The 18,664-nt window shown below is 45.1% G+C and carries 20 protein-coding genes; all 20 read right to left on the bottom strand.

Annotated features, from left to right (window positions below; translation table 11 throughout):
- Nucleotides 1-79: 79 nt before the first annotated feature.
- Nucleotides 80-757 (bottom strand): sugar transferase, encoded by a 678-nt coding sequence (locus LQT98_RS11635; RefSeq protein ID WP_231462454.1) that lies wholly within the window; start codon nucleotides 755-757, stop codon nucleotides 80-82.
- A gap of 2 nt (nucleotides 758-759) precedes the next feature.
- Nucleotides 760-1,947: a UDP-N-acetylglucosamine 4,6-dehydratase gene (locus LQT98_RS11640; RefSeq protein ID WP_231462456.1), complete on the bottom strand. Its 1,188-nt coding sequence runs from the start codon at nucleotides 1,945-1,947 to the stop codon at nucleotides 760-762.
- 25 nt (nucleotides 1,948-1,972) lie between these two features.
- Nucleotides 1,973-2,917 (bottom strand): UDP-glucose 4-epimerase family protein, encoded by a 945-nt coding sequence (locus tag LQT98_RS11645; protein ID WP_231462457.1) that lies wholly within the window; start codon nucleotides 2,915-2,917, stop codon nucleotides 1,973-1,975.
- A complete protein-coding gene (locus LQT98_RS11650) occupies nucleotides 2,914-4,062 on the bottom strand; it encodes a glycosyltransferase family 4 protein (protein ID WP_231462458.1) in 1,149 nt (382 codons plus the stop codon). Before LQT98_RS11650 ends, LQT98_RS11645 begins: the two co-directional genes overlap by 4 nt.
- Entirely contained in the window at nucleotides 4,059-5,999 is a 1,941-nt protein-coding gene (gene asnB / locus LQT98_RS11655; RefSeq protein WP_231462459.1) for an asparagine synthase (glutamine-hydrolyzing), read from the bottom strand. Before asnB ends, LQT98_RS11650 begins: the two co-directional genes overlap by 4 nt.
- Before the next feature lie 12 nt (nucleotides 6,000-6,011).
- Complete coding sequence (locus LQT98_RS11660; protein ID WP_231462460.1) at nucleotides 6,012-6,755, bottom strand: glycosyltransferase family 2 protein; 744 nt, start codon at nucleotides 6,753-6,755, stop codon at nucleotides 6,012-6,014.
- Nucleotides 6,748-7,389, bottom strand: coding sequence for an HAD family hydrolase (locus tag LQT98_RS11665; protein ID WP_081555716.1), 642 nt, complete (start codon nucleotides 7,387-7,389; stop codon nucleotides 6,748-6,750). The genes LQT98_RS11660 and LQT98_RS11665 overlap by 8 nt, the downstream gene beginning before the upstream one ends.
- The gene (locus LQT98_RS11670; protein WP_231462461.1) at nucleotides 7,373-8,008 is read right to left on the bottom strand and encodes a PI-PLC domain-containing protein; all 636 of its coding nucleotides are present in this window, start codon (nucleotides 8,006-8,008) and stop codon (nucleotides 7,373-7,375) included. The genes LQT98_RS11665 and LQT98_RS11670 overlap by 17 nt, the downstream gene beginning before the upstream one ends.
- The gene (locus tag LQT98_RS11675; protein WP_231462462.1) at nucleotides 7,968-9,164 is read right to left on the bottom strand and encodes an O-antigen ligase family protein; all 1,197 of its coding nucleotides are present in this window, start codon (nucleotides 9,162-9,164) and stop codon (nucleotides 7,968-7,970) included. The genes LQT98_RS11670 and LQT98_RS11675 overlap by 41 nt, the downstream gene beginning before the upstream one ends.
- Complete coding sequence (locus LQT98_RS11680; protein WP_231462464.1) at nucleotides 9,161-10,351, bottom strand: hypothetical protein; 1,191 nt, start codon at nucleotides 10,349-10,351, stop codon at nucleotides 9,161-9,163. Before LQT98_RS11680 ends, LQT98_RS11675 begins: the two co-directional genes overlap by 4 nt.
- A gap of 7 nt (nucleotides 10,352-10,358) precedes the next feature.
- Nucleotides 10,359-11,168, bottom strand: a complete 810-nt coding sequence (locus LQT98_RS11685) for a glycosyltransferase family 2 protein (protein WP_231462466.1) — start codon at nucleotides 11,166-11,168, stop codon at nucleotides 10,359-10,361.
- 300 nt (nucleotides 11,169-11,468) lie between these two features.
- Complete coding sequence (locus tag LQT98_RS11690; RefSeq protein WP_231462467.1) at nucleotides 11,469-12,212, bottom strand: glycosyltransferase family 2 protein; 744 nt, start codon at nucleotides 12,210-12,212, stop codon at nucleotides 11,469-11,471.
- Nucleotides 12,213-12,539, bottom strand: coding sequence for a hypothetical protein (locus LQT98_RS11695; RefSeq protein ID WP_231462468.1), 327 nt, complete (start codon nucleotides 12,537-12,539; stop codon nucleotides 12,213-12,215).
- Nucleotides 12,526-13,794 (bottom strand): lipopolysaccharide biosynthesis protein, encoded by a 1,269-nt coding sequence (locus LQT98_RS11700; protein WP_231462469.1) that lies wholly within the window; start codon nucleotides 13,792-13,794, stop codon nucleotides 12,526-12,528. The genes LQT98_RS11695 and LQT98_RS11700 overlap by 14 nt, the downstream gene beginning before the upstream one ends.
- Nucleotides 13,795-13,835: 41 nt before the next feature.
- The gene (locus tag LQT98_RS11705; protein WP_231462471.1) at nucleotides 13,836-14,642 is read right to left on the bottom strand and encodes a hypothetical protein; all 807 of its coding nucleotides are present in this window, start codon (nucleotides 14,640-14,642) and stop codon (nucleotides 13,836-13,838) included.
- Complete coding sequence (locus LQT98_RS11710; RefSeq protein WP_231462472.1) at nucleotides 14,639-15,736, bottom strand: DegT/DnrJ/EryC1/StrS family aminotransferase; 1,098 nt, start codon at nucleotides 15,734-15,736, stop codon at nucleotides 14,639-14,641. Before LQT98_RS11710 ends, LQT98_RS11705 begins: the two co-directional genes overlap by 4 nt.
- Entirely contained in the window at nucleotides 15,733-16,293 is a 561-nt protein-coding gene (locus tag LQT98_RS11715; protein ID WP_231462473.1) for an acyltransferase, read from the bottom strand. Before LQT98_RS11715 ends, LQT98_RS11710 begins: the two co-directional genes overlap by 4 nt.
- Nucleotides 16,290-16,700, bottom strand: a complete 411-nt coding sequence (locus LQT98_RS11720; protein WP_231462474.1) for a cupin domain-containing protein — start codon at nucleotides 16,698-16,700, stop codon at nucleotides 16,290-16,292. The genes LQT98_RS11715 and LQT98_RS11720 overlap by 4 nt, the downstream gene beginning before the upstream one ends.
- Nucleotides 16,693-17,616, bottom strand: a complete 924-nt coding sequence (locus LQT98_RS11725; protein ID WP_231462475.1) for an NAD-dependent epimerase/dehydratase family protein — start codon at nucleotides 17,614-17,616, stop codon at nucleotides 16,693-16,695. The genes LQT98_RS11720 and LQT98_RS11725 overlap by 8 nt, the downstream gene beginning before the upstream one ends.
- Nucleotides 17,613-18,647, bottom strand: a complete 1,035-nt coding sequence (gene gmd, locus LQT98_RS11730) for a GDP-mannose 4,6-dehydratase (RefSeq protein WP_231462476.1) — start codon at nucleotides 18,645-18,647, stop codon at nucleotides 17,613-17,615. Before gmd ends, LQT98_RS11725 begins: the two co-directional genes overlap by 4 nt.
- Nucleotides 18,648-18,664: the final 17 nt, after the last annotated feature.

The following is an 18,664-nucleotide window of genomic DNA, read 5'->3' on the forward strand; positions in this document are numbered from 1 at the left end:
CATACTTTAGTTGCACGTACAAATGTCTAATCCAAAAACTGGACGGTAATTGATGTACCTTCAACACGTCAGCCAACATTCAAACAGGATAATTCAGAACAGTTCTAAGCTCATTGGGAGGAGATGGCAAACCACGAAATGCTCGCCATATAATCGAGGAGTTGGGTGAAAGAACAGCCCAAACTGTTATAAAAATAGCCATGAAATATGTAACAAGATTTTGATTATTTACATACCACTCCTCCAGCGCCCCTTTATAAGGGGCAACTATATCCCTATAAAAAGCAATAGACCCGGCCTCACCAGCCAAAATCTCTTCTTCCTGCCGAAAAACGATAGAACCAATTCCTGACAAACCAGGACGCACCTTAACAACACTCGCCTGAATTTGAACCGAGTACGCACCAAACGTCTGAGAGGTGAGTGGCCTTGGACCAATAACGCTCATGTCACCAAAAAAGATATTTAACAACTGAGGTAGCTCATTAATTTTAGTTTTTCTCAAAAAATGCCCCATCGGCAATATACGGGGATCATTTTTCATAGTAATCGTACCCGTACCTAAGCTTGGGCTATTCTTCAACATTGTAGCAAACTTATACAACATGAACGGCTTACCTCCCCGCCCGATTCTCTCTTGCAAATAAAAAACCTCTCCTTCACCGGTAAGCCGTAAAGCGATCACAATCGGCAATAGAAATGGAGAAAAAATCAGTAGCGCCAATCCAGAAAAAAATATATCAAAAGCTCTCTGCACAATTACATCCTCTGATCAAGATATTTTCCAGTTTCTTTATGGGAGAAGTCTGGCAATATACTAAAGAATAGGTCAACAATTTCAGCCTTACTCCAAGAACCACGCTTACGCATTTTCGAAACCATCGCTTCGAAATTGTCGAGTAATGCGCCATCAAAAGAAGCATCATTTTTAATGACACCTAGGCTCTCGAAACGAGACATGTCGACGTCTTCACTTTCAGTGAAGAATTCTTCAAAGTCTTTCTCACCCGTGGTATCACTTTCGAAGAAATAGCACGGCCATTTTTTTAATGAAATCAATCTTCCCACTTCGAGACGAGCTTCTTCCTCACTACTACAGAGATAAGGTTCAAAGCCATATTGCTCCAAATAGCGAACAGCAATCTCCGAAAAGGTGATCAAATGCAACTTCTCACTTAATTTAGGAAAAAAGATATCCCGATTTTCACCCAACAAACAAGACATTAAACAAAGTTCACCAGACTCTTGTGGAGTCACAAAATACCTCTTGATATCACTAGGAGCTGAAAACGGTTGTCTTTTAGCAAAGCGCTGATTAAAACCATGCAACAGCGAGCCGTCAGAAAAAGCAACATTAGCAAATCGTGCAGTAGAGATCACTTGGTTCTGACTCTCACGCATCAAAAACAACTCCATGATGCGCTTGCTCGCACCCATCATATTAACAGGATTCGCTGCTTTATCTGTAGAGACACAAAAATACTTCTTGGCACCACCTTGATGGGCCAGCCGCAGCGTCTTGACTGTATTAAAGATATTGACATCAATCATGCGAAGCAGAGTAAACGGATCTTTCTCACTACGCACGTGCTTCAATGCGGACAGATTGAGGACATAGTCGTAAGGGCCTTCGCTGCTCATCAATGATTCAAACTCTTGCGAGCCACAATCGAGAGCAAAAGTTCGAAAATCTCCTTCGATATAACCAGCCGTGCTACGTAAGTCACGAACCAGTTCGACCATATTATTCTCACTGATATCCACGACATGCAGCACTCTAGGATTACGTTTGAATATTTCTCTGACTACTGCTTGCCCAATAGAGCCCGCCCCACCAATAACTAAGAACTTAGCACCACGAACCAACTCCCTCAGATGTAAATCTCTCTGTACAATATCAACATCAAAAAGTGGTGATTTTCTTCCAATTAGAGATAGATAATCCACGCTCACTCCTTTATTCTCAATTTCCCTATGCCTTGCGGCAAGCAATTATTAAACCTTGATCTACACTAAGCACGGGGTTCCATCCCAAAACTTCCCGCGTCTTTTGATCGTCTACTCGAAGACTCTCCAACAAGCGTTGTGCGATATTCTTACGTCCAAGCATAGCAGCACCACACTTCAGGATTATCGCTGGAACATACATCAATCTTACGGGTCTCTCCATCGCTCGTCCAAGCCGCAACAACAACTCAGCGGTTGATAAGTCTTCACCATCACAGACTAGAAATATCTGATTCACCGCCTTAGGATGATCAATACACTTAATCAGCAGAGAAACCAAATTTTCAAGAGACACCATGCTACGTCGATTTCCCTGGATAGCTCCCAAGGGTAAAGGAACCCCTCTGCGCACCACCTCAATCAACGATGCAAAGTTTCCCTTAACGCCCGCTCCATAAACAAGCGGCGGCCTGACTATGGCGACTTCTAAGCCTGTCTGCTTGGCGATTTCGAGTAAGCCACGTTCAGCCTCAAGTTTAGATAATCCATATGCGTCAATCGGCAATGGAGGGTCATCAGCTCGAAAAGGGCAATCAAAAGGGGTCGCCTCTCCATTGACCTTTATCGAACTAACGAATATAAAACGCTTAACCCCAAGAGCGGCGGCCTGTCTAGCAAGATTCAGCGTGCCTCTTACGTTCACCTCGCGGAAGGCCTCCAGCGGATCGCTAGCAGTATCTCTCATCACATGGACCCGAGCAGCAGTATGCACCACCACACTGACCCCACTCAATGCACGGCTCCAGTCGGTATCCGCCCCTATATTACCAATAGAGCAATAGCGAAAATCCGCAGATCTATCCGGATGTAGATCTCGCACGCACGCACGAGCTATTCGCCCTTGCTTTTCCAACATGTCGACCACGCGTGCGCCAATAAAGCCATTGGCCCCGGTAACCGCAACAATCATTGCGCTCCCTTTCCCGCCAACTCATGATATATCCGCATATGTTCCTTAACTACCGAGCGGACGTCAAAGACCTGTTCGGCTAAACGCCGTCCAGCAGCTCCCATCTCTGCACAAAGAGATGGACGGTCTAGAAGGTACTGAATCGCCTTGGCAAGTGGTTCCACCTTTCTAGCAGGAACCAAGATACCTGTCACATCAGGCTCAATCGCATCACGGCAACCGGGTACATCAGACGTAACGATAGCTCTTCCACAAGCCGCAGCCTCTATAAGCACCTTAGGCAGTCCCTCCCTATAGGATGGAAGAACAACTACTGTTGCCGAAGCCAAGACGTCAACCATATCGCTCCGCCCTCCCCAGATCTCAACGGCACCTTCCTCTCTCCAGAGTTCCAATGTCTCCAGCGTAACCGAGCTAGGATTTTCAGGGTCAGGCTCTCCAACCAAGACGCACCGTACACCATGTTTTGGTGCATACTCAGATCGGCTCAGCAGCCGAGCTGCCTCAACAAACTCTTGTACCCCTTTATCTTTCAACAATCTAGCTGCCAGAACAACAATAGGCGCACCGCCAGGCAGCTCTTTAACTCGGTACAGTTCAAGATCTACACCAGAACCACGAATCAGTTCAATACTATCCGAACCTAAACCAGACATCCGACATACATTAGTCTGATCGTCTTTGTTCTGAAAAATCGCCTTTAAGTTTTTATGACCCAATGCAATTGCATAAAATCTACCAACAATCAGACGTCTAAGGTCTGCTTTAATACCTGCATCCAAAAAAACAAAACCCATCCCCGAAATGGCCGCAACTACGGCAGGCACTTTCGCCAAACGAGCAGCTAAGCCCCCCAAAAGCACAGGTTTAATTGTAACCAAATGAACTAAATCAGGTTTCACCGCCTTCATTACACGATAGATTTGAAGAACTGAACGCACCATCCCTATGACATGCGTACTACCTCTTTGCATATCAAGGGGGTGAATAATAAAGCCATAACTCTCTAGCGTTTCTAATTTATCCGTCAGCCCTATTGCCACATGAACTTCATAATCCTGCTTTTGAGCCTCCAGAGCAATTGGTAGCCTATGCGAGAGAAAAAACCAATCTACATTTACCACTAAGAGCAGCTTTTTTTTCATGAATGGTGTGACTCCAGCCACGATTGAAAAACCAAAATACTCCACAGGTGGTGCTGCCAATTTCTTGCCCCAGAAAGATGCTCCACCCATTTCGCTCTAATCGAATGGCAATGGAAATATCCACCCTGTCTCAGCTTTCTTTCAGACAATAGTTCCTCCGCCCATTCTCTCAATGGGCCACGCAACCATTCTCCCAGTGGTACACCAAACCCCATCTTCGGCCGCTCAATCAGATCTCTCGGAACATGCCGATACAGTATTTGACGGAGAGGCCATTTAGTAATCCCATTACGAAGTTTATATTGCAAGGGTAAAGTCCATGCAAACTCAACAACACGGTGATCAAGAAAAGGGACCCTTGTCTCTAAGCTAACCCCCATGGCAGCACGATCAACTTTAGTCAGAATATCATCAGGCAAATAGCCCAACAAATCAAACAACATCATCAACTCAACCGGCCCAAGGCTTTCCATTCTCTGTTCTAAATGAGAATGCAAGCCATGATATTCTGCCCCACCAATCACAACAGAACTAGGGTCCGTCCAATGGGATGCCAAACCTTGGTATAAATCACCAGCAGTGCGGCTCGTCATCACTGACGCACCTTTATAAATCTTATCGCCGATATGCGCATGCGGCATAAACCCAGCAAATCGCTCCCATGTTTTTGGCGAAAATCTTGTAATCATTTGAGCCAAAGACCTTCGCCAGCGCAATGGGATCTTTTTGAGCTTATTCCATCCTTGCTCAGTAATCTGATAGCGATTATAACCACAAAACAATTCATCCCCCGCATCACCAGAAAGCGAAACAGTCACATGCTCACGCGCTAATTCACTGACAAGGAAAGTCGGGATCTGAGATGAGTCCGCAAACGGTTCACTATAGAGTTTCGATAACTTTGGGATTACCGTCATCGCCTGTTCAGGTGTGACATATAGCTCAGTATGGTCAGTCCCAAGGTGCTTTGCTACAGCTTTGGCAAACTCAGCTTCGTTATACCTTTTTTCAGCAAAGCCAATAGAAAAGGTTTTCACTGCGCGCGATGATTGCGCTTGCATCAACGAAACTATAACAGATGAATCAACCCCACCAGAGAGGAAGGCACCCAAAGGCACATCAGCCGCCATCTGCTGCTTTACCGCATCACACAATAGTCCATTTAGTTCTTCAACTGCCTCTTCTGGGCTACCACTAAATGGGTTATTCAAGCCTTGCAAAACGATTTCTTGCGCAGACCAGTATGATGTCACTACCGGCGTAGGCTCTCGAAGAGAAAGACTCAATAAACATCCTGGGGCAAGCTTAGAAATATTTTGATAAATGGAATGGGTACCACCAACACAATTGTGGCGAAGGTACAAACAAAGTGCATCCCGATCAATTTCGCCGGAAAAAGCAGGATGGGCGCGTAGCGCCCCCAATTCTGAACCGAAAAGAAATGTTGGCTTAGTAATACCTTGCCAACCATAGTAGAGTGGTTTCTCACCCAAACGGTCACGAGCTAGTGTCAGTTCTTGACGCTCGCGATCCCAGATCGCCAACGCAAACATTCCATGCACTTGCTTCAGAGTTTGTGCAATTCCCCATGCACTAAATCCAGCAAGAAGCGTCTCAGTATCCGAATGCCCGCGCCAAACAGGTGCCTTTTGCTGCGCAGCTAAAATGTCGCGGAGTTGCTGGTGATTATAAATTTCACCATTGAATGCGACAACCCAACGCCCATCAACAGACGACATAGGCTGAGCGCCTGCCGAAGATAAATCTAGAATGGCTAGGCGCCGATGGCCAAGACCGACACGATTAGAAGGGTCAACCCAAAACCCCTCTGCATCGGGGCCTCTATGCATGATAGCATCACACATTTTTCCCAAGATGTGACGCCCTGAATCAACACTAAATTGATCGGCCCCCAGATAACCTGCAAAACCGCACATACCTTAACCTCTTTAGTGCAAATCACCGCGTAAGCGATGCTCGTAGTCGTGCACTCGTTGTGCAGTAAATAGAGAATGGTAGTCCTCTGTACGCAGTTGCACCGGCAAGACACTGAGTCCGGCAAGAATATACTCATTCAACACTGCTGATGTGTAAAATTTTTCCTCAGTGTGGCGACCATTAAGAATAGCTTGCATAGCAAGCTCAGCAAACTGTTGGCCAGAGCGAAAGTAATACATCCCTGCAACAGCATGTCGACTAATAGGGTTTTTTTCTATTGCCTCAACAATATAGCCATCCGAAATACGCACGTATGACCAGCGAGGGTGAACTGACTCAAAAATTGGACAGGCCGCATCAGGCCCCGTCTCACGAACATTGGTTACAAAGGCCAATAGTGCCTTGTTGTCAAAAATTTGGTCTGCATTTGCAATCACGACTGGTTCTGCAGTGGCGACCCCCTCCACGGCCAACAATACAGAGCACAACGCCCCTGCTGTCCCTTGCTTCAATTGAATGATTTTTGCCTGATGATCAGTCAGTAATTGTATTGTACTATCGAGATGAAAGCGTCGACAATCATCCTCCCTAAGGATCACCGTAAAGGCTACTTGTGTATCCAGCGATTGAAGGTTTTCTATTACATGCTGGATTAATGGTTTTCCATGAATTTCCACTAAAGGTGAAGGATAAGGATACTCAAGCTCATTTGATAGTGTAGAAAATCCAGCCATAGGAATCACTACATTAAGCATATTTCCCCCCTTCGCAACGCTCAATAGCTGCCCGAATATTAAGCCAATTCACCTCCTCCACCGTAGCAACTTCCAATAAATGAGCACCTGCAGCGCGCGCTGCTGCAATCCCATTTGGGTTATCCTCGACTACCAAGCACTCGTGAGGGTGGAGACCTAAGCGTTTGATTGCCTTGCTATACATTTCTGGGTCTGGCTTCCCATTGACAACATCTTGGTTAGACAAAAAGAAATCTAAATACTGCAAAAGCCCGGCTTTTTGCATCATCAACTCAATGGTACCCCGAATTGAGTTGGAGCAAACCGCGACCTTATAGCCACTTTGCCGTAATCGTGACAAGGCATACTGATGATGAAACGTTGGCCGGCAGCGGATTGTTGTAATTTCCATCGTATACATTTGCTTTAAGTCATTTAGAAATGGGTGCAGCAACACGGGTAACCCACGTTCCCGAGAAAGCATTTCCAATTTTTTTCGAGTAGGCAATCCATCATAAGTTACCAAATGATCATAGCGACTGATCTCCATCCCGAATAAGCCCAAAGCACGATTCAAGGCTTCATAGTGCCAATCTTGAGCATCAATCAGCACACCATCCATATCAAAAATGACTGCTTTAATATTTGTTTGCATCAAAAAACTCCGTGGCTTGGGCAACTAAATCAGTACACAGATACAAACCAGGGTGGTCATGAAGGGACTTGAGGCTTTGCCATAACGCCAGGTGCGGCCTTCGATGAAGTTCAGGTGAAACTACTGCTACCTTTTTCCCCTGGTCCAACCAGTGCTGTATAATTGCTGGGTCATACCACTCATTTAGAAAAGCATCCAGCCAAATCCAGCCTGCAGTCTTCGTCAGAACATTACTGGGCTCATACTCACTAATTCTTGCGGCAAAAGGCATCGACAAATGTTGATACCCAAGCGTATCCGGCACAGACATATCGAATACAAAATAATTATCAATACCATATTTTTCCAACATTTCCAACAACTGCGCTTGCAAACCATCTGCCTTTATATTCAATGCAAGCATTGGCCGTGTTGGACGCTTAATATAAGCCTGCAATAGAGCCTCTAGGGAAAATACTTTATCAGCTAGTGGCGCATCATGAGAAATAACTAGTGCCCCGTTACAATCCCTGACATCTGTCTCAATACCAATCCCCAGGTCGAACGAAGCACTGAGCGCTTGTAGAGAATTTTTTTCTTTAGATTGCGTCCAAAGGCCGCGATGAGCAAGTAGTTGCATTTTTAATAGTCCGTTGATTTTTTGATATTTCGACAGATTTTATAAATTCGGCGACAAGCAGCATCACAAAAGGATATAGAGCGCCTCGTGATAAATACATAGAGGTAGTCATTCCTGCGAAAATAAGACATGCCGCGAGAAAAATTGCCACCTTTGGTTGAGATCTAAAAATAGCTCCCACGATCAGAAAAAAGAGAGAACACAATCCAATCACACCCAGGTGCGATAGCACTAAGAAATAGGCATTATGAGGAATAATTGCTTGATATGGAAAATCATCTAGCGAGTAGTTTACACCCACACCGAATAAAATCTTAGGCCAGCTCGTAAGCTGAGTTAGCACTGCAAGTGGCACGCCCACCAAGCGTTGAATATCACTAGACTCCTCAGAACCACCAATATAGCTCTGCTTAAAATTAACAAGTGCTTGTAGTCTTTCGTCAATTAACCCAATATTGGAGTACAAGAATAGAATAGCCCCAATGTATGCAAGAACTATGAGGCCAGTTCTTTTTGCACCAGAATTAAATAGCAACAACAAAAATGATGAGAACACTATCAAAAAGAAAGCCCCTTTACTGCCTGAGGCTAACAATGCAAAAAAAGCAAACACCATGTTTACTTTCGACACTCTTACAACTGTACCACACTGATTAACAAGTAGTGCAAAACACAAGTAGGTAGCAGACCAAATACCTAGCTGATTTGGGTTCACGACAAAATCACGCACACCAGAAAGATAAGTCAGAGAATCGATAGAAAACAATAACAAAACCAAGCAAATAATCATATCTGAGAACAAGACAGATAGTTTGGCTGAATTAAGAACAACAATCATTGACTCATCTCGCCTTGAGTAGAGTAAGGCAACGAGCACACTCAGAGTAAAAATGAAATAGACAGGCTTAAGTGGATTCTCACTGAACGATCCATTCAGCACCAATACAATAAAAAAAATAATCAAGGTAGATAAAACAAAAACATAGCGCCTTAGTACCGCCTTTGAAATCAATTGATAACCAACAATAGCAGCAAAAGTCGTGCTGAAGACAGGCGAGCTATCAAATATTAAAAAATCCATAGCCTCCAGCAAAAAAGCGCATGCGAAAATTACATTTATTTTCGCCACACCTACCTTATAATTTTTCAAGCTCATTGTCGCCTATTTATTATATTATCGAGCAGAGACAGCCTTTCCATCCAAGTATTAAAAACCGCCTCAGATGAGAAGGTTTGCCTTACATAATGAGCCCCTTTGGATGAGATCTCAGCCGAAGTTCCGACATCTTGAGCACCGATCAAAGTCGGAATCTCTTCTACATTTCCATCAAATTCAATAAAGTGCAGCCCAGGTACCAGCCCCAGCCCCTCATAATACTGAGGTTGCGCTAATAACACGCAACCACTCGCCATCGCTTCAAACGCCCCAAGAGCCGGGAAGCCAGAAAGCTCTTCCCCTACGATGGCATAGCGGTGTTGATTGTACAAATCAACGATATTAATCGAAAAATACTTCTTCTGGCCGACACTAAAATGAGCAAGTAGACGACTAAACTTATTTTTCCCATATTCTCGGTATGGGCTTACCTTGCAATGCACCCAATCAGCAAGGATGTCGCTTGCTTGATAAATAGCTAAACGAGTCGGATGATAAGTCGTCAAGCCCGTTGTGGATATAAAATCAGTATACTTATGAGCTGGACGCTCACTTTTCAGGTCGTGAAAGCTACCGGTGGCTACAGCCTTAGTATCTCTCATTTTCCAAGGCTGTTGATTTTTAAAGCGGTCCGCTACTGCAAACGGTAGAACTAGAAATGGTTTATTGTACCATCCAAAATACTGTCGAAAATAACCATTGCAGGTAATATCAGAATCCCCGGCCAAGTACGCATTGGAAAGACAGCGAATGTGCCTCGCCTTTTCTGTCGTAGCCAGGAAATAATGACTTAGATGAAAGATAACCGCGCGATAATGCTGTAAGGTTGTCTCACGCAGCGTGAAAAGTCCTGTTGCAGCCTTATAAGAAAATGCAAGCAGGACCTCATCTACCGGTTCTTTCGGAATCGGCACTCGCTTTATTTCATCACCGAAGCCATTGATATGCTTCCACAAGCGAAACTCCAGAGTCCCCACCGCCCATCTTAACCACCGTGGTAGCCGATGGAACACTTTTTCTGGAACTAATCCAGAAGCTGTAAAGTCTATCAATACACGTATGGTCTTACCATTACGGCGAGCCTCATCAAACAAGAACCCATATTTCTTGAGCGCACGGCGCTTGAGTAGCCGAAATTGCAATGGCTCAGCAAGGAAATCATCAACATGTGGATTGTAAATAATCATCCTGGACTCAATTAAGTATTTTATTTTTGAAATGGAGAACTCTATAGGCAAGCGATTTTAGCACATACAGCATAACGACTTTTATTGGCGCATCATTAAAAAATTCTTTCGCCATGAGCCAATGGCCTTTGCCGATTAAATTCATTCTGCTAGCAAACCCAACATTAGTGGACAATCTATCATCCCCAACTTGGATATATCTTCTAGCAATAATACTAGACAGAATTGCGGCCTTACCGCTATGCTTCATTATTCTTGCAACTGTTAACCCTTCATATCCACGCAAGGATTCTTCAAAGGGCACTTCAAGCATCAAGGATTTTTTAACTACGACAAGACATTCCCCCCTTGACCCATGCTGCAGATAGCTTTTTAAATTGACCAATTGGCTGCTTTGACCAAAGTCAGTGCCTACTTTATTATTGTTTTGATCCACACACCGGAAGAAAATAACAGGGGCATCTGAATATGTTTGCAATTCTTTGACCATACGCTGACCAACCCCAGCTATAAGGGTGTCATCCGAATCCAGAAAAACAATCCACTTCCCCTGCGCATGCTTAATACCCTCATTGCGAGCCCCCGTAACACCCTTGTTACTAGAAAGCTTACAATAGGAAAGTACACCTCCATCAATATGCTTCTGGTATTTTTCTCTTACCAATTTCTCAGTAGTATCAGTTGAGCAATCATCAGCAACAATAACCTCAACCCCTGCTTTACAACCAGAAAAGGCGATCAACACAGAATCTATGGCATCAGCAATACAATAGCCACGATTATATGTTGCAATCACCACACTTATCAAACAGCCCATCGCCCCTCCCACTCTCTCAAGAGAGTAAACCTGCCAGTAGCCTAAATGTTATCGCCTCGCCTGGTCGAAACCTATGCAAAGTTAATTAATCTGGCACAAATCAAATTTGCTATACTCGTAAACCAAGCTATCAGGAGCTAAAAAAAAGAAAATCAGAAAAACCTGCCCCAGCCTCCAGTTGAGAAGCACCCAACCTTAGCAATGCAATATGGCATTCGTCTCAACCAAAAAGACAGACGTATTTTACAATGAATAAAGTAAAATTTTCCACGCCAGAGCGATCGAGAAACACTTCCATTTTCATCGCCGTGGCATTGCAGGTAGTGAGTTAAAGTATTCTAAATCTTCAGGCACTCCCAACCCATACATTCCAGCCCTCTCGGCCCCGATATTCATATACCCAACCTGCAAGCCATTTTTAATCATATAATTATATGCAGGTGCGACATAAAACTCATTGTTAGTTCGATCATTATTAGCAATCATTTCACGTGCGGCCACCACAAAGTCACTACCCTGACGGTAGTTATATATTCCAACGGTTGCCTCGTCTGAAACCACTTGCTTCTCCACTACTTGGGATACATTCCCCTTGAGATCAAGCCCGACAAATGACCACTTCGGATCATCAGCGGTCATTGTCATGATAAACCCGTCGAACTTTCCTTTCTCCATTTCATTTAAATACACATCAATCGGCGTAGCAATATATTGGTCACAGTTTGCTATCATCAAACCATCATCATTATTTATCGCATCTTCTGCCAACAATACAGTGCAGAGTGCCCCTTCAGTAACATAGTCAATCGGTACAATCAGGGTATTTTCACCTGCCTGCCGCAATGTGGATTCGAGATTGTATGCTATAAGATGCTCACGCTGGCAAACAAAAATAAATCGATGTGGAGTTGTTGGACGCAGACTCTCAATTACTACCTCAATCATTGGCCGGTTGAAAACTGGCAATAATGGCTTGGGCAAATCATAACCAGCCTTACTGAAACGGCTGCCACGACCTGCCATCGGAATGACAATATTAATCATTTATACTTCTCCAAGATACTTATCGCCTATAACCGCCGGAGTCTTTACAACAAAAGTGATTACATCGGTCAAGGCTTCGAAGTCTGTGGCCATCCCAGGACGGATTTCAACTATGCTATCGGGGCCATATTCAACGCCATTCATTCGCACCCTTCCCGTAGCAATCACGGTATATTCCGTCGCAACACGATGATAATGCTTAGCCTCATAGTCCCCAGCAACATATTTCTTTACTGCACATTCAAAAGCGGTGTTAGGATCTAATGTTGGTAAGAATGGGCCAATAAACCAGCCTTTAATGAATTTATTTAGATCATGCACAACCATGTCTAACCCCAGAAAGAATAGCTGGACGTACAGCCAGTCTATATTGCCAAATAAAACCAAGACACAACATTGAGCACAAGGCAAGGTAGCTATACATAAACCCAACAATAGCCTGCTGCCAAATAGTCAAACCGACTCCAATACCATAGGCTACAATTCCTACTACATATACACGTAGCACCTGCCTCGCTCTTCCCATAGCAGTAAGGGCATTCTCGAATACATTACCATATAGATACATCAGGCTCGCAAATACCATAATGCGTGTAAATTGCACAGTTCCCGCAGCAAAATCTGCACTCACCCAGTAATTTAGAACAACAGGAGCCAAAGCGAATAATGGCAAATAATATAAAATGGCCACAATCGAAACTGTAACCAGCCCAGCCGCCAAAGGAGCAAAAGTGCTATTTTTTTTCGCGAAACGATGCAACGCAACGGCAAACATCGCTGTATTAACCGCATTCACCAACAAATAAGCCTTAGTATTAATATCGTAGGCAACGGAGTAGTGTGCGACAGCATCTGTACTAAAAAAATGCTTGATTAGAATTTTGTCACCGATGGTGACTAGTGCAGTCAATGCAACAATGTACAAAGACGCTATGCCATGTCGTGCTAGCCTCCAATAACGACGTATCAGGCTAAAGCCTGGAAAGCGCAGTTTGATACCAGTTTTGCATGCGAGATAACGCATATCCAATACTGCTCTACCATAAGCAGCTATCAGCAATACCGGTCCAATCAGGCGAATATCTCGAGCGAGAACTGCTGACAAAGCAAGGGCGAGCGCCTTAGCCAATTCAAACCCAAAACGAGACAGATTGATAGGCTTGAGTTGATTTTGAGCTTGAAAAACAGCTGCGACCACTCCGCTGATACTAAGTGCAGGAAGCAAAGCGGCAAGACAGGCATATAGCAAGGCCTCCGCAGAGGGGAGACGCAGGGCTAACACTAGTAAAATGCCGCCTGCCGCAGTCGCACATGCGAGCAACAAGTAAAAACCAAACAATCCATGAATTGAGTCAGCGGCTAATACACGCCCCCGAGCAAAACGTCTCCCCTGACTCTGAATAAGCACATAGCCAAAAGCGACATCAAGCACAGTAGCGATACCTAGCAATGAAAAACCGATCGCGGCTAGTCCATACTGCTGTTCAGATGCATGTCGGATAAAGAACGGCACCACCAGAATAAAAGCAACAATAGCAAAAGCCCTAGTGCCAAGAAAGTACACCACATTGCGAATGTGCAATGCATGCTGCCTTAACACCTGCGAGATACGGTTCGATAAACTCATTGCTTGCGCAGCCCCAGCAGCCGGTAACAACCTCGAACAAACTCAAGAGCACCCGATCGCCGCCTCTCTGGAATCTGATGTAATACCCATGTTTTGAATAGTCTGTAATGTAAGGCCAGGCTTTCATGCCGGGTCATGCAGCGACGGCATTGGTAGTCTAAGCGATAGCCTCCCCGCTCTAATGCCTTTGCTGTAGGCCTAATCCAGATGCCGCGCTCAACCCCATGCAAATAGTCAAATACATCATTCAGTACCGAATAAAATCCATCCATGCTGCGCGAGCGCTCGGTACCCTGCAATTCAAAAGCCCAAGCACTTTCACCTGGGCATAGTATTTGTTTTAACGCACTCATCTTCCAAATAGTCGCAAAGAGCGAGACTCGATAAGCCGCCGTTGGGGCTAGTACTCCAGTTTCAGTATTGAGTACTTGCTCCGGCAGCGGGTTAGCACGCAGTCTCATGAAGTTTGCATCAAGTTTCTGCATCTGAGCGAAACAGTCAGCCACTCTTGAAGTCTGCACCGGAGCGGCAAGAAAAGCATCATCAATCCAAAACAACACGTGGCTATACTCAATCTGGTCCAATGCTGCCGCGATTGTGCTGGACCAGTCGAGATCATCCCCAGCCAACAAGGTTATTACTCGCCGGTCTGGATAGCGTTGATGATTGGCGACCAAATAAACCGGATAGGGGCAGTCCGGCCAGCGGCGAAAGAACTCTCCAAAAAGCGGTTCCCATAAATCCGCATACTTGTCGCAAGAGGCGACGACAATTGCTAACGATGGAGCGGTGGCAAGTGTCATGCTTTGTAAAACTCGCGAATTGTAGCGCAGATACGGTCAATCTCTTCATCCGTCAATTGAACAGCGGAAGGTAGCCATAAGCCATGCATACCGATTCTCTGGGACGTTGGATGATCTCCTGGCACCTTGTAAGCTTGCTGCATATTGATTGGCGGATACATCACACGTGTGCCTATATTTGCGGATTTCAGATAGTCGATCAACGCTTCCCGTTGCTCTACCAAAGCGTCGATGAACCATGGCGTAGTCCGCTTTAAATCATGATCAAACAGACGTACCTCCGCGAGGCCTTCCAAATTAGTGGCATAACGGCGCCAGATCTCTTTTTTTCGCTCCACTCGAACTGGCAGTTTTTTCATCTGCTCAATGCCAATTACGGCTTGCAGCTCAGTAAATTTAAAGTTGTAGCCAATTGTGCCATGAATATCATTACCACCACCGGATCGGCCAAAATCTTTCAACCGGCGTAGCTTGGCTGCGAGAGCATCATTATCAGTGATAAGTGCCCCACCTTGGCCCGTCGAAATAATCTTAGGGGCAGAAAAAGAGAAGCTGCCGATCACTCCTGCACGGCCCACATGCCGACCGTCAGGATAGAATGAGCCCAGAGATTGTGCTGAGTCCTCAATCAGCACCAAATTGTGCTCACGAGCCAATTGTTCAAACGCGCCAATACCGACACTTGGGTATCGTCCATTAGCTGAAACCAACATGATAGCGCGAGTTTTTGATGTAATAGCCTGTTTTACCTTAGCGAAGTCCAAGCAGAGCGTCTCAGGCTCAACATCAACAAAAACCGGGATCGCCCCAAACATTTTTACCGAGTTAGGTGTCGCGATCATGGTGTAGTTGGGTACGATAACCTCGTCACCAGCCTGCACACCAGCGGCTAATGCTGCCAAGGTAAGACTGATTGTCCCATTGTTTACTACAATGCAGTGCCGCGCCCCCGTGTATTCGGCGATCATTAATTCAAACTGCTCTGTCCGCTTAAATTCAGTGATAAAGCCATCTTCATCCATATATTCACAGATGGCACGTTTTTCTTCATCGCCAAATAATGGACGCATTTGCATAATAAAAGGTTGTGTCATGTCTGTTCTGATCTCCACAGCTCTTCCAAACGGAGAATATCTTCGCTATTACGTGTTTTGAGGTGACAAGCAGGAACTCCGGCATGGAGCGACCAGCTTGGAATGTCGGCCTTAACGAGAGACTGCGCCCCAACAGCAGCGCCATCATGCAAAGTTACATTGGGCAAAACCGTACTATTTGCCCCAATAATACAATGCCGTCCTAATTGAATTGTCCCAATCTGGACTTTCCCCTTATACTGAGGCGCGACTAATGGTGATGCTATACCGCCAATGTAATCATCACTACCGGCAGCGAGAACAACGTTGGGAGCCAGAGTCGAGAATTCTCCAATTTTAACCGAAGCGTTACGGCCACCTATCAGCTTGCAACCTGCAGCGATATGTACATTACTATCAATGGTAAGCGCAGTTGATATGTAGGTAAAATCATCGATGATGACATTGTTGCCAATCTCAACTAGCTCTGGATAGCGGATACGTACTGTTTTGCCAATGATTACATTGCGGCCGATACGACGCAATTGGCTAACCTCGAAAAAGAGGTTGTCAATCAAAGCCGTCTCCGATCTAAATCAGGTCCAACATAAGGGCCATTTTTTATTTCCAGCACTTGTGTTGCGTCTTCCAATATATCGTAGCCATGCCCACCGCGTAACAGAATGATGATATCTCCAGCATTCACCTCCAGCTCAGCAACCTTATTTTCATCTGTACCAAAGATGTTAGCTCGGATTTTTCCTTGCCGTACGAAGAGTACCTCTTGTGTCCATAATACTTCACGCTTGACTTCATTGTGAATATGGGCCTTCAGCTCTTTACCTGCACCGTAGCCCCATACCCCTACTTGAATAAACTCGTCATCTTTTGAAAAAAAACTCAAGCCATCACGCCAGGCAACCTCAGCAGGAATATGCCGCGCTAAAATCAAATCACCTTCTTTAACTTCAACTACTTCAGCCATGTTGAACTCCATGTTCGAGATACCAGTCAATAGTCTCTGCTATTCCCTGCTTGAAATCACGCTGCGGTGACCAACCAAAATGTTGTGCACCACGACTACCATCAACAGTTTTATACGGCGCTCCATCTGGTTTTGAGCTATCTAGCACCAAGTCTCCTTGGTAACCGACAAGACTCTTGATCAGGGTAGCCATCTCGAGAATGGAAATACCCCTACCCACACCAATATTGACAGGATCCGTAATAGGCTCAACATCAAGAGCACGTATCATCGCTTCGGCACCATCATCAACGTGTAGCCACTCACGCACTGGGGTCCCACTTCCCCAAACGATAACTTGTGGCAACCCCGCTTGCTTAGCCCTGACAATTTTCATGATTAGCGCCCCCAAAGCATGAGAGCGTTCTTCCTCGAAATGGTCTTCTGGTCCATACATATTGGATAGAATCAGGTTGACAACATCCAAGCCATATTGTTTGGCATAGGCCCATGCTCCCACCCAAGAGGCTTTACGAGCAAAACCATACACCATCACTGACTCATGAAGTGGGCCGTTCCAAAATTCGTCTTCCTTGAAGAAGGTTGCCGAGCCTGGATAAGCACAATTGGAAATAGGATTGACAATGCGCTTCACCTGATTAAGATGCGCAGCCTCCAACAGATTGAGTGTCATCGTCAGGTTGTTGTGGAATAATTCAGCAGGGTGCTTGTAGCCAAATTGAATTCCACCAACAAATGCAGCACAATTCAATATTTGGCTAGGTTGCGTCGCCGAAAAAAAATCCAGCGTTGCTTGCCTATCACGAAGGTCCGGGCCATTTTGGCGCGAAATACCTGTATATGGCAAAGCAAGAGCATCGAGGCTTTTACATACTCGCTTGCCGAGAAAACCGGTACAACCAGTAACCAAAATCATAGTTCGTTCCCACCATAACCATCATACTGCAGGTCATAGTTGACCATTATACTAATTAATTCCCTGATAGTAGTTTTTGGCTTCCAATCTAGCTTTTTCAGAGCCTTGGAAGGATCTCCCCATAGTAAATCCACTTCAGCCGGCCGGAAATAACGAGGATCAATTTCCACTCGGATTTGGCCTGTGGAAACATCAATCCCCTTCTCGCCTTCGCCCTCTCCCTCCCAGCGCAAGGTGATCCCCGCGGCCTCAAATGCCCACTGCGCAAATTGACGTACGGTATAAGTCTCACCGGAAGCGATTACATAGTCATCAGGTTCATTTTGCTGCAGCATCAACCACATGCACTCAACGTAGTCTTTGGCATAACCCCAATCTCTCTTAGCATCAAGATTGCCAAGTTTCAACACATCCTGTAAGCCTTGTGAAATTCGTGCAGCAGCCTTCGTGATTTTCTTCGTGACGAATGTTTCACCGCGACGAGGTGATTCATGATTAAACAGAATGCCATTGCAAGCAAATAGGCCATAGGATTCTCGATAGTTTACCGTGACCCAATACGCATACAACTTCGCTGCACCATAGGGTGACTTGGGGTAAAAAGGTGTTTTTTCTGACTGCGGTGCTGTTTCTGGCAAGCCACCGAAAAGTTCAGAGGTAGAGGCTTGGTAAAAACGAGGTTTCTGCCCTAAATCCTTGATCGCATCAAGCAGACGAATAGTACCGACTGCATCCACTTCTGCTGTGTACTCTGGCACCTCAAACGATACTGCGACATGAGATTGTGCGCCAAGATTATAGATTTCATCTGGCTCAATACGGGCTAGCAGCGAATGCAGATTACTTGAATCAGATAGGTCGCCGTGATAAGTCTTAAAATGAGGGTGCTCCATCAAATGATCGATCCGTTGAGTAGTAAAAACCGAACTGCGCCGGATGATCGCATGAACTTCATAGTCCTTCGAGAGCAATAGCTCTGCCAAATAGGAACCGTCTTGCCCCGTAACTCCAGTAATAAAAGCTTTTTTCATATCTAGTTTCTAAATCT

Source organism: Chromobacterium aquaticum, from assembly GCF_021129195.1.
GTDB lineage: Bacteria > Pseudomonadota > Gammaproteobacteria > Burkholderiales > Chromobacteriaceae > Chromobacterium > Chromobacterium aquaticum.

What these genes read in the sequence shown, in the direction of transcription:
- LQT98_RS11695 (WP_231462468.1), bottom strand. Translation starts at nt 12,539, where the DNA reads ATGGTTGTGCATGATCTAAATAAATTCATTAAAGGCTGGTTTATTGGC.
- LQT98_RS11705 (WP_231462471.1), bottom strand. Translation starts at nt 14,642, where the DNA reads ATGACACTTGCCACCGCTCCATCGTTAGCAATTGTCGTCGCCTCTTGC.
- LQT98_RS11720 (WP_231462474.1), bottom strand. Translation starts at nt 16,700, where the DNA reads ATGGCTGAAGTAGTTGAAGTTAAAGAAGGTGATTTGATTTTAGCGCGG.
- LQT98_RS11710 (WP_231462472.1), bottom strand. Translation starts at nt 15,736, where the DNA reads ATGACACAACCTTTTATTATGCAAATGCGTCCATTATTTGGCGATGAA.
- LQT98_RS11665 (WP_081555716.1), bottom strand. Translation starts at nt 7,389, where the DNA reads ATGCAAACAAATATTAAAGCAGTCATTTTTGATATGGATGGTGTGCTG.
- LQT98_RS11660 (WP_231462460.1), bottom strand. Translation starts at nt 6,755, where the DNA reads ATGCTTAATGTAGTGATTCCTATGGCTGGATTTTCTACACTATCAAAT.
- LQT98_RS11725 (WP_231462475.1), bottom strand. Translation starts at nt 17,616, where the DNA reads ATGATTTTGGTTACTGGTTGTACCGGTTTTCTCGGCAAGCGAGTATGT.
- LQT98_RS11670 (WP_231462461.1), bottom strand. Translation starts at nt 8,008, where the DNA reads ATGCAACTACTTGCTCATCGCGGCCTTTGGACGCAATCTAAAGAAAAA.
- LQT98_RS11685 (WP_231462466.1), bottom strand. Translation starts at nt 11,168, where the DNA reads ATGGGCTGTTTGATAAGTGTGGTGATTGCAACATATAATCGTGGCTAT.
- LQT98_RS11690 (WP_231462467.1), bottom strand. Translation starts at nt 12,212, where the DNA reads ATGATTAATATTGTCATTCCGATGGCAGGTCGTGGCAGCCGTTTCAGT.
- LQT98_RS11675 (WP_231462462.1), bottom strand. Translation starts at nt 9,164, where the DNA reads ATGAGCTTGAAAAATTATAAGGTAGGTGTGGCGAAAATAAATGTAATT.
- asnB (WP_231462459.1), bottom strand. Translation starts at nt 5,999, where the DNA reads ATGTGCGGTTTTGCAGGTTATCTGGGGGCCGATCAATTTAGTGTTGAT.
- LQT98_RS11680 (WP_231462464.1), bottom strand. Translation starts at nt 10,351, where the DNA reads ATGATTATTTACAATCCACATGTTGATGATTTCCTTGCTGAGCCATTG.
- gmd (WP_231462476.1), bottom strand. Translation starts at nt 18,647, where the DNA reads ATGAAAAAAGCTTTTATTACTGGAGTTACGGGGCAAGACGGTTCCTAT.
- LQT98_RS11645 (WP_231462457.1), bottom strand. Translation starts at nt 2,917, where the DNA reads ATGATTGTTGCGGTTACCGGGGCCAATGGCTTTATTGGCGCACGCGTG.
- LQT98_RS11650 (WP_231462458.1), bottom strand. Translation starts at nt 4,062, where the DNA reads ATGAAAAAAAAGCTGCTCTTAGTGGTAAATGTAGATTGGTTTTTTCTC.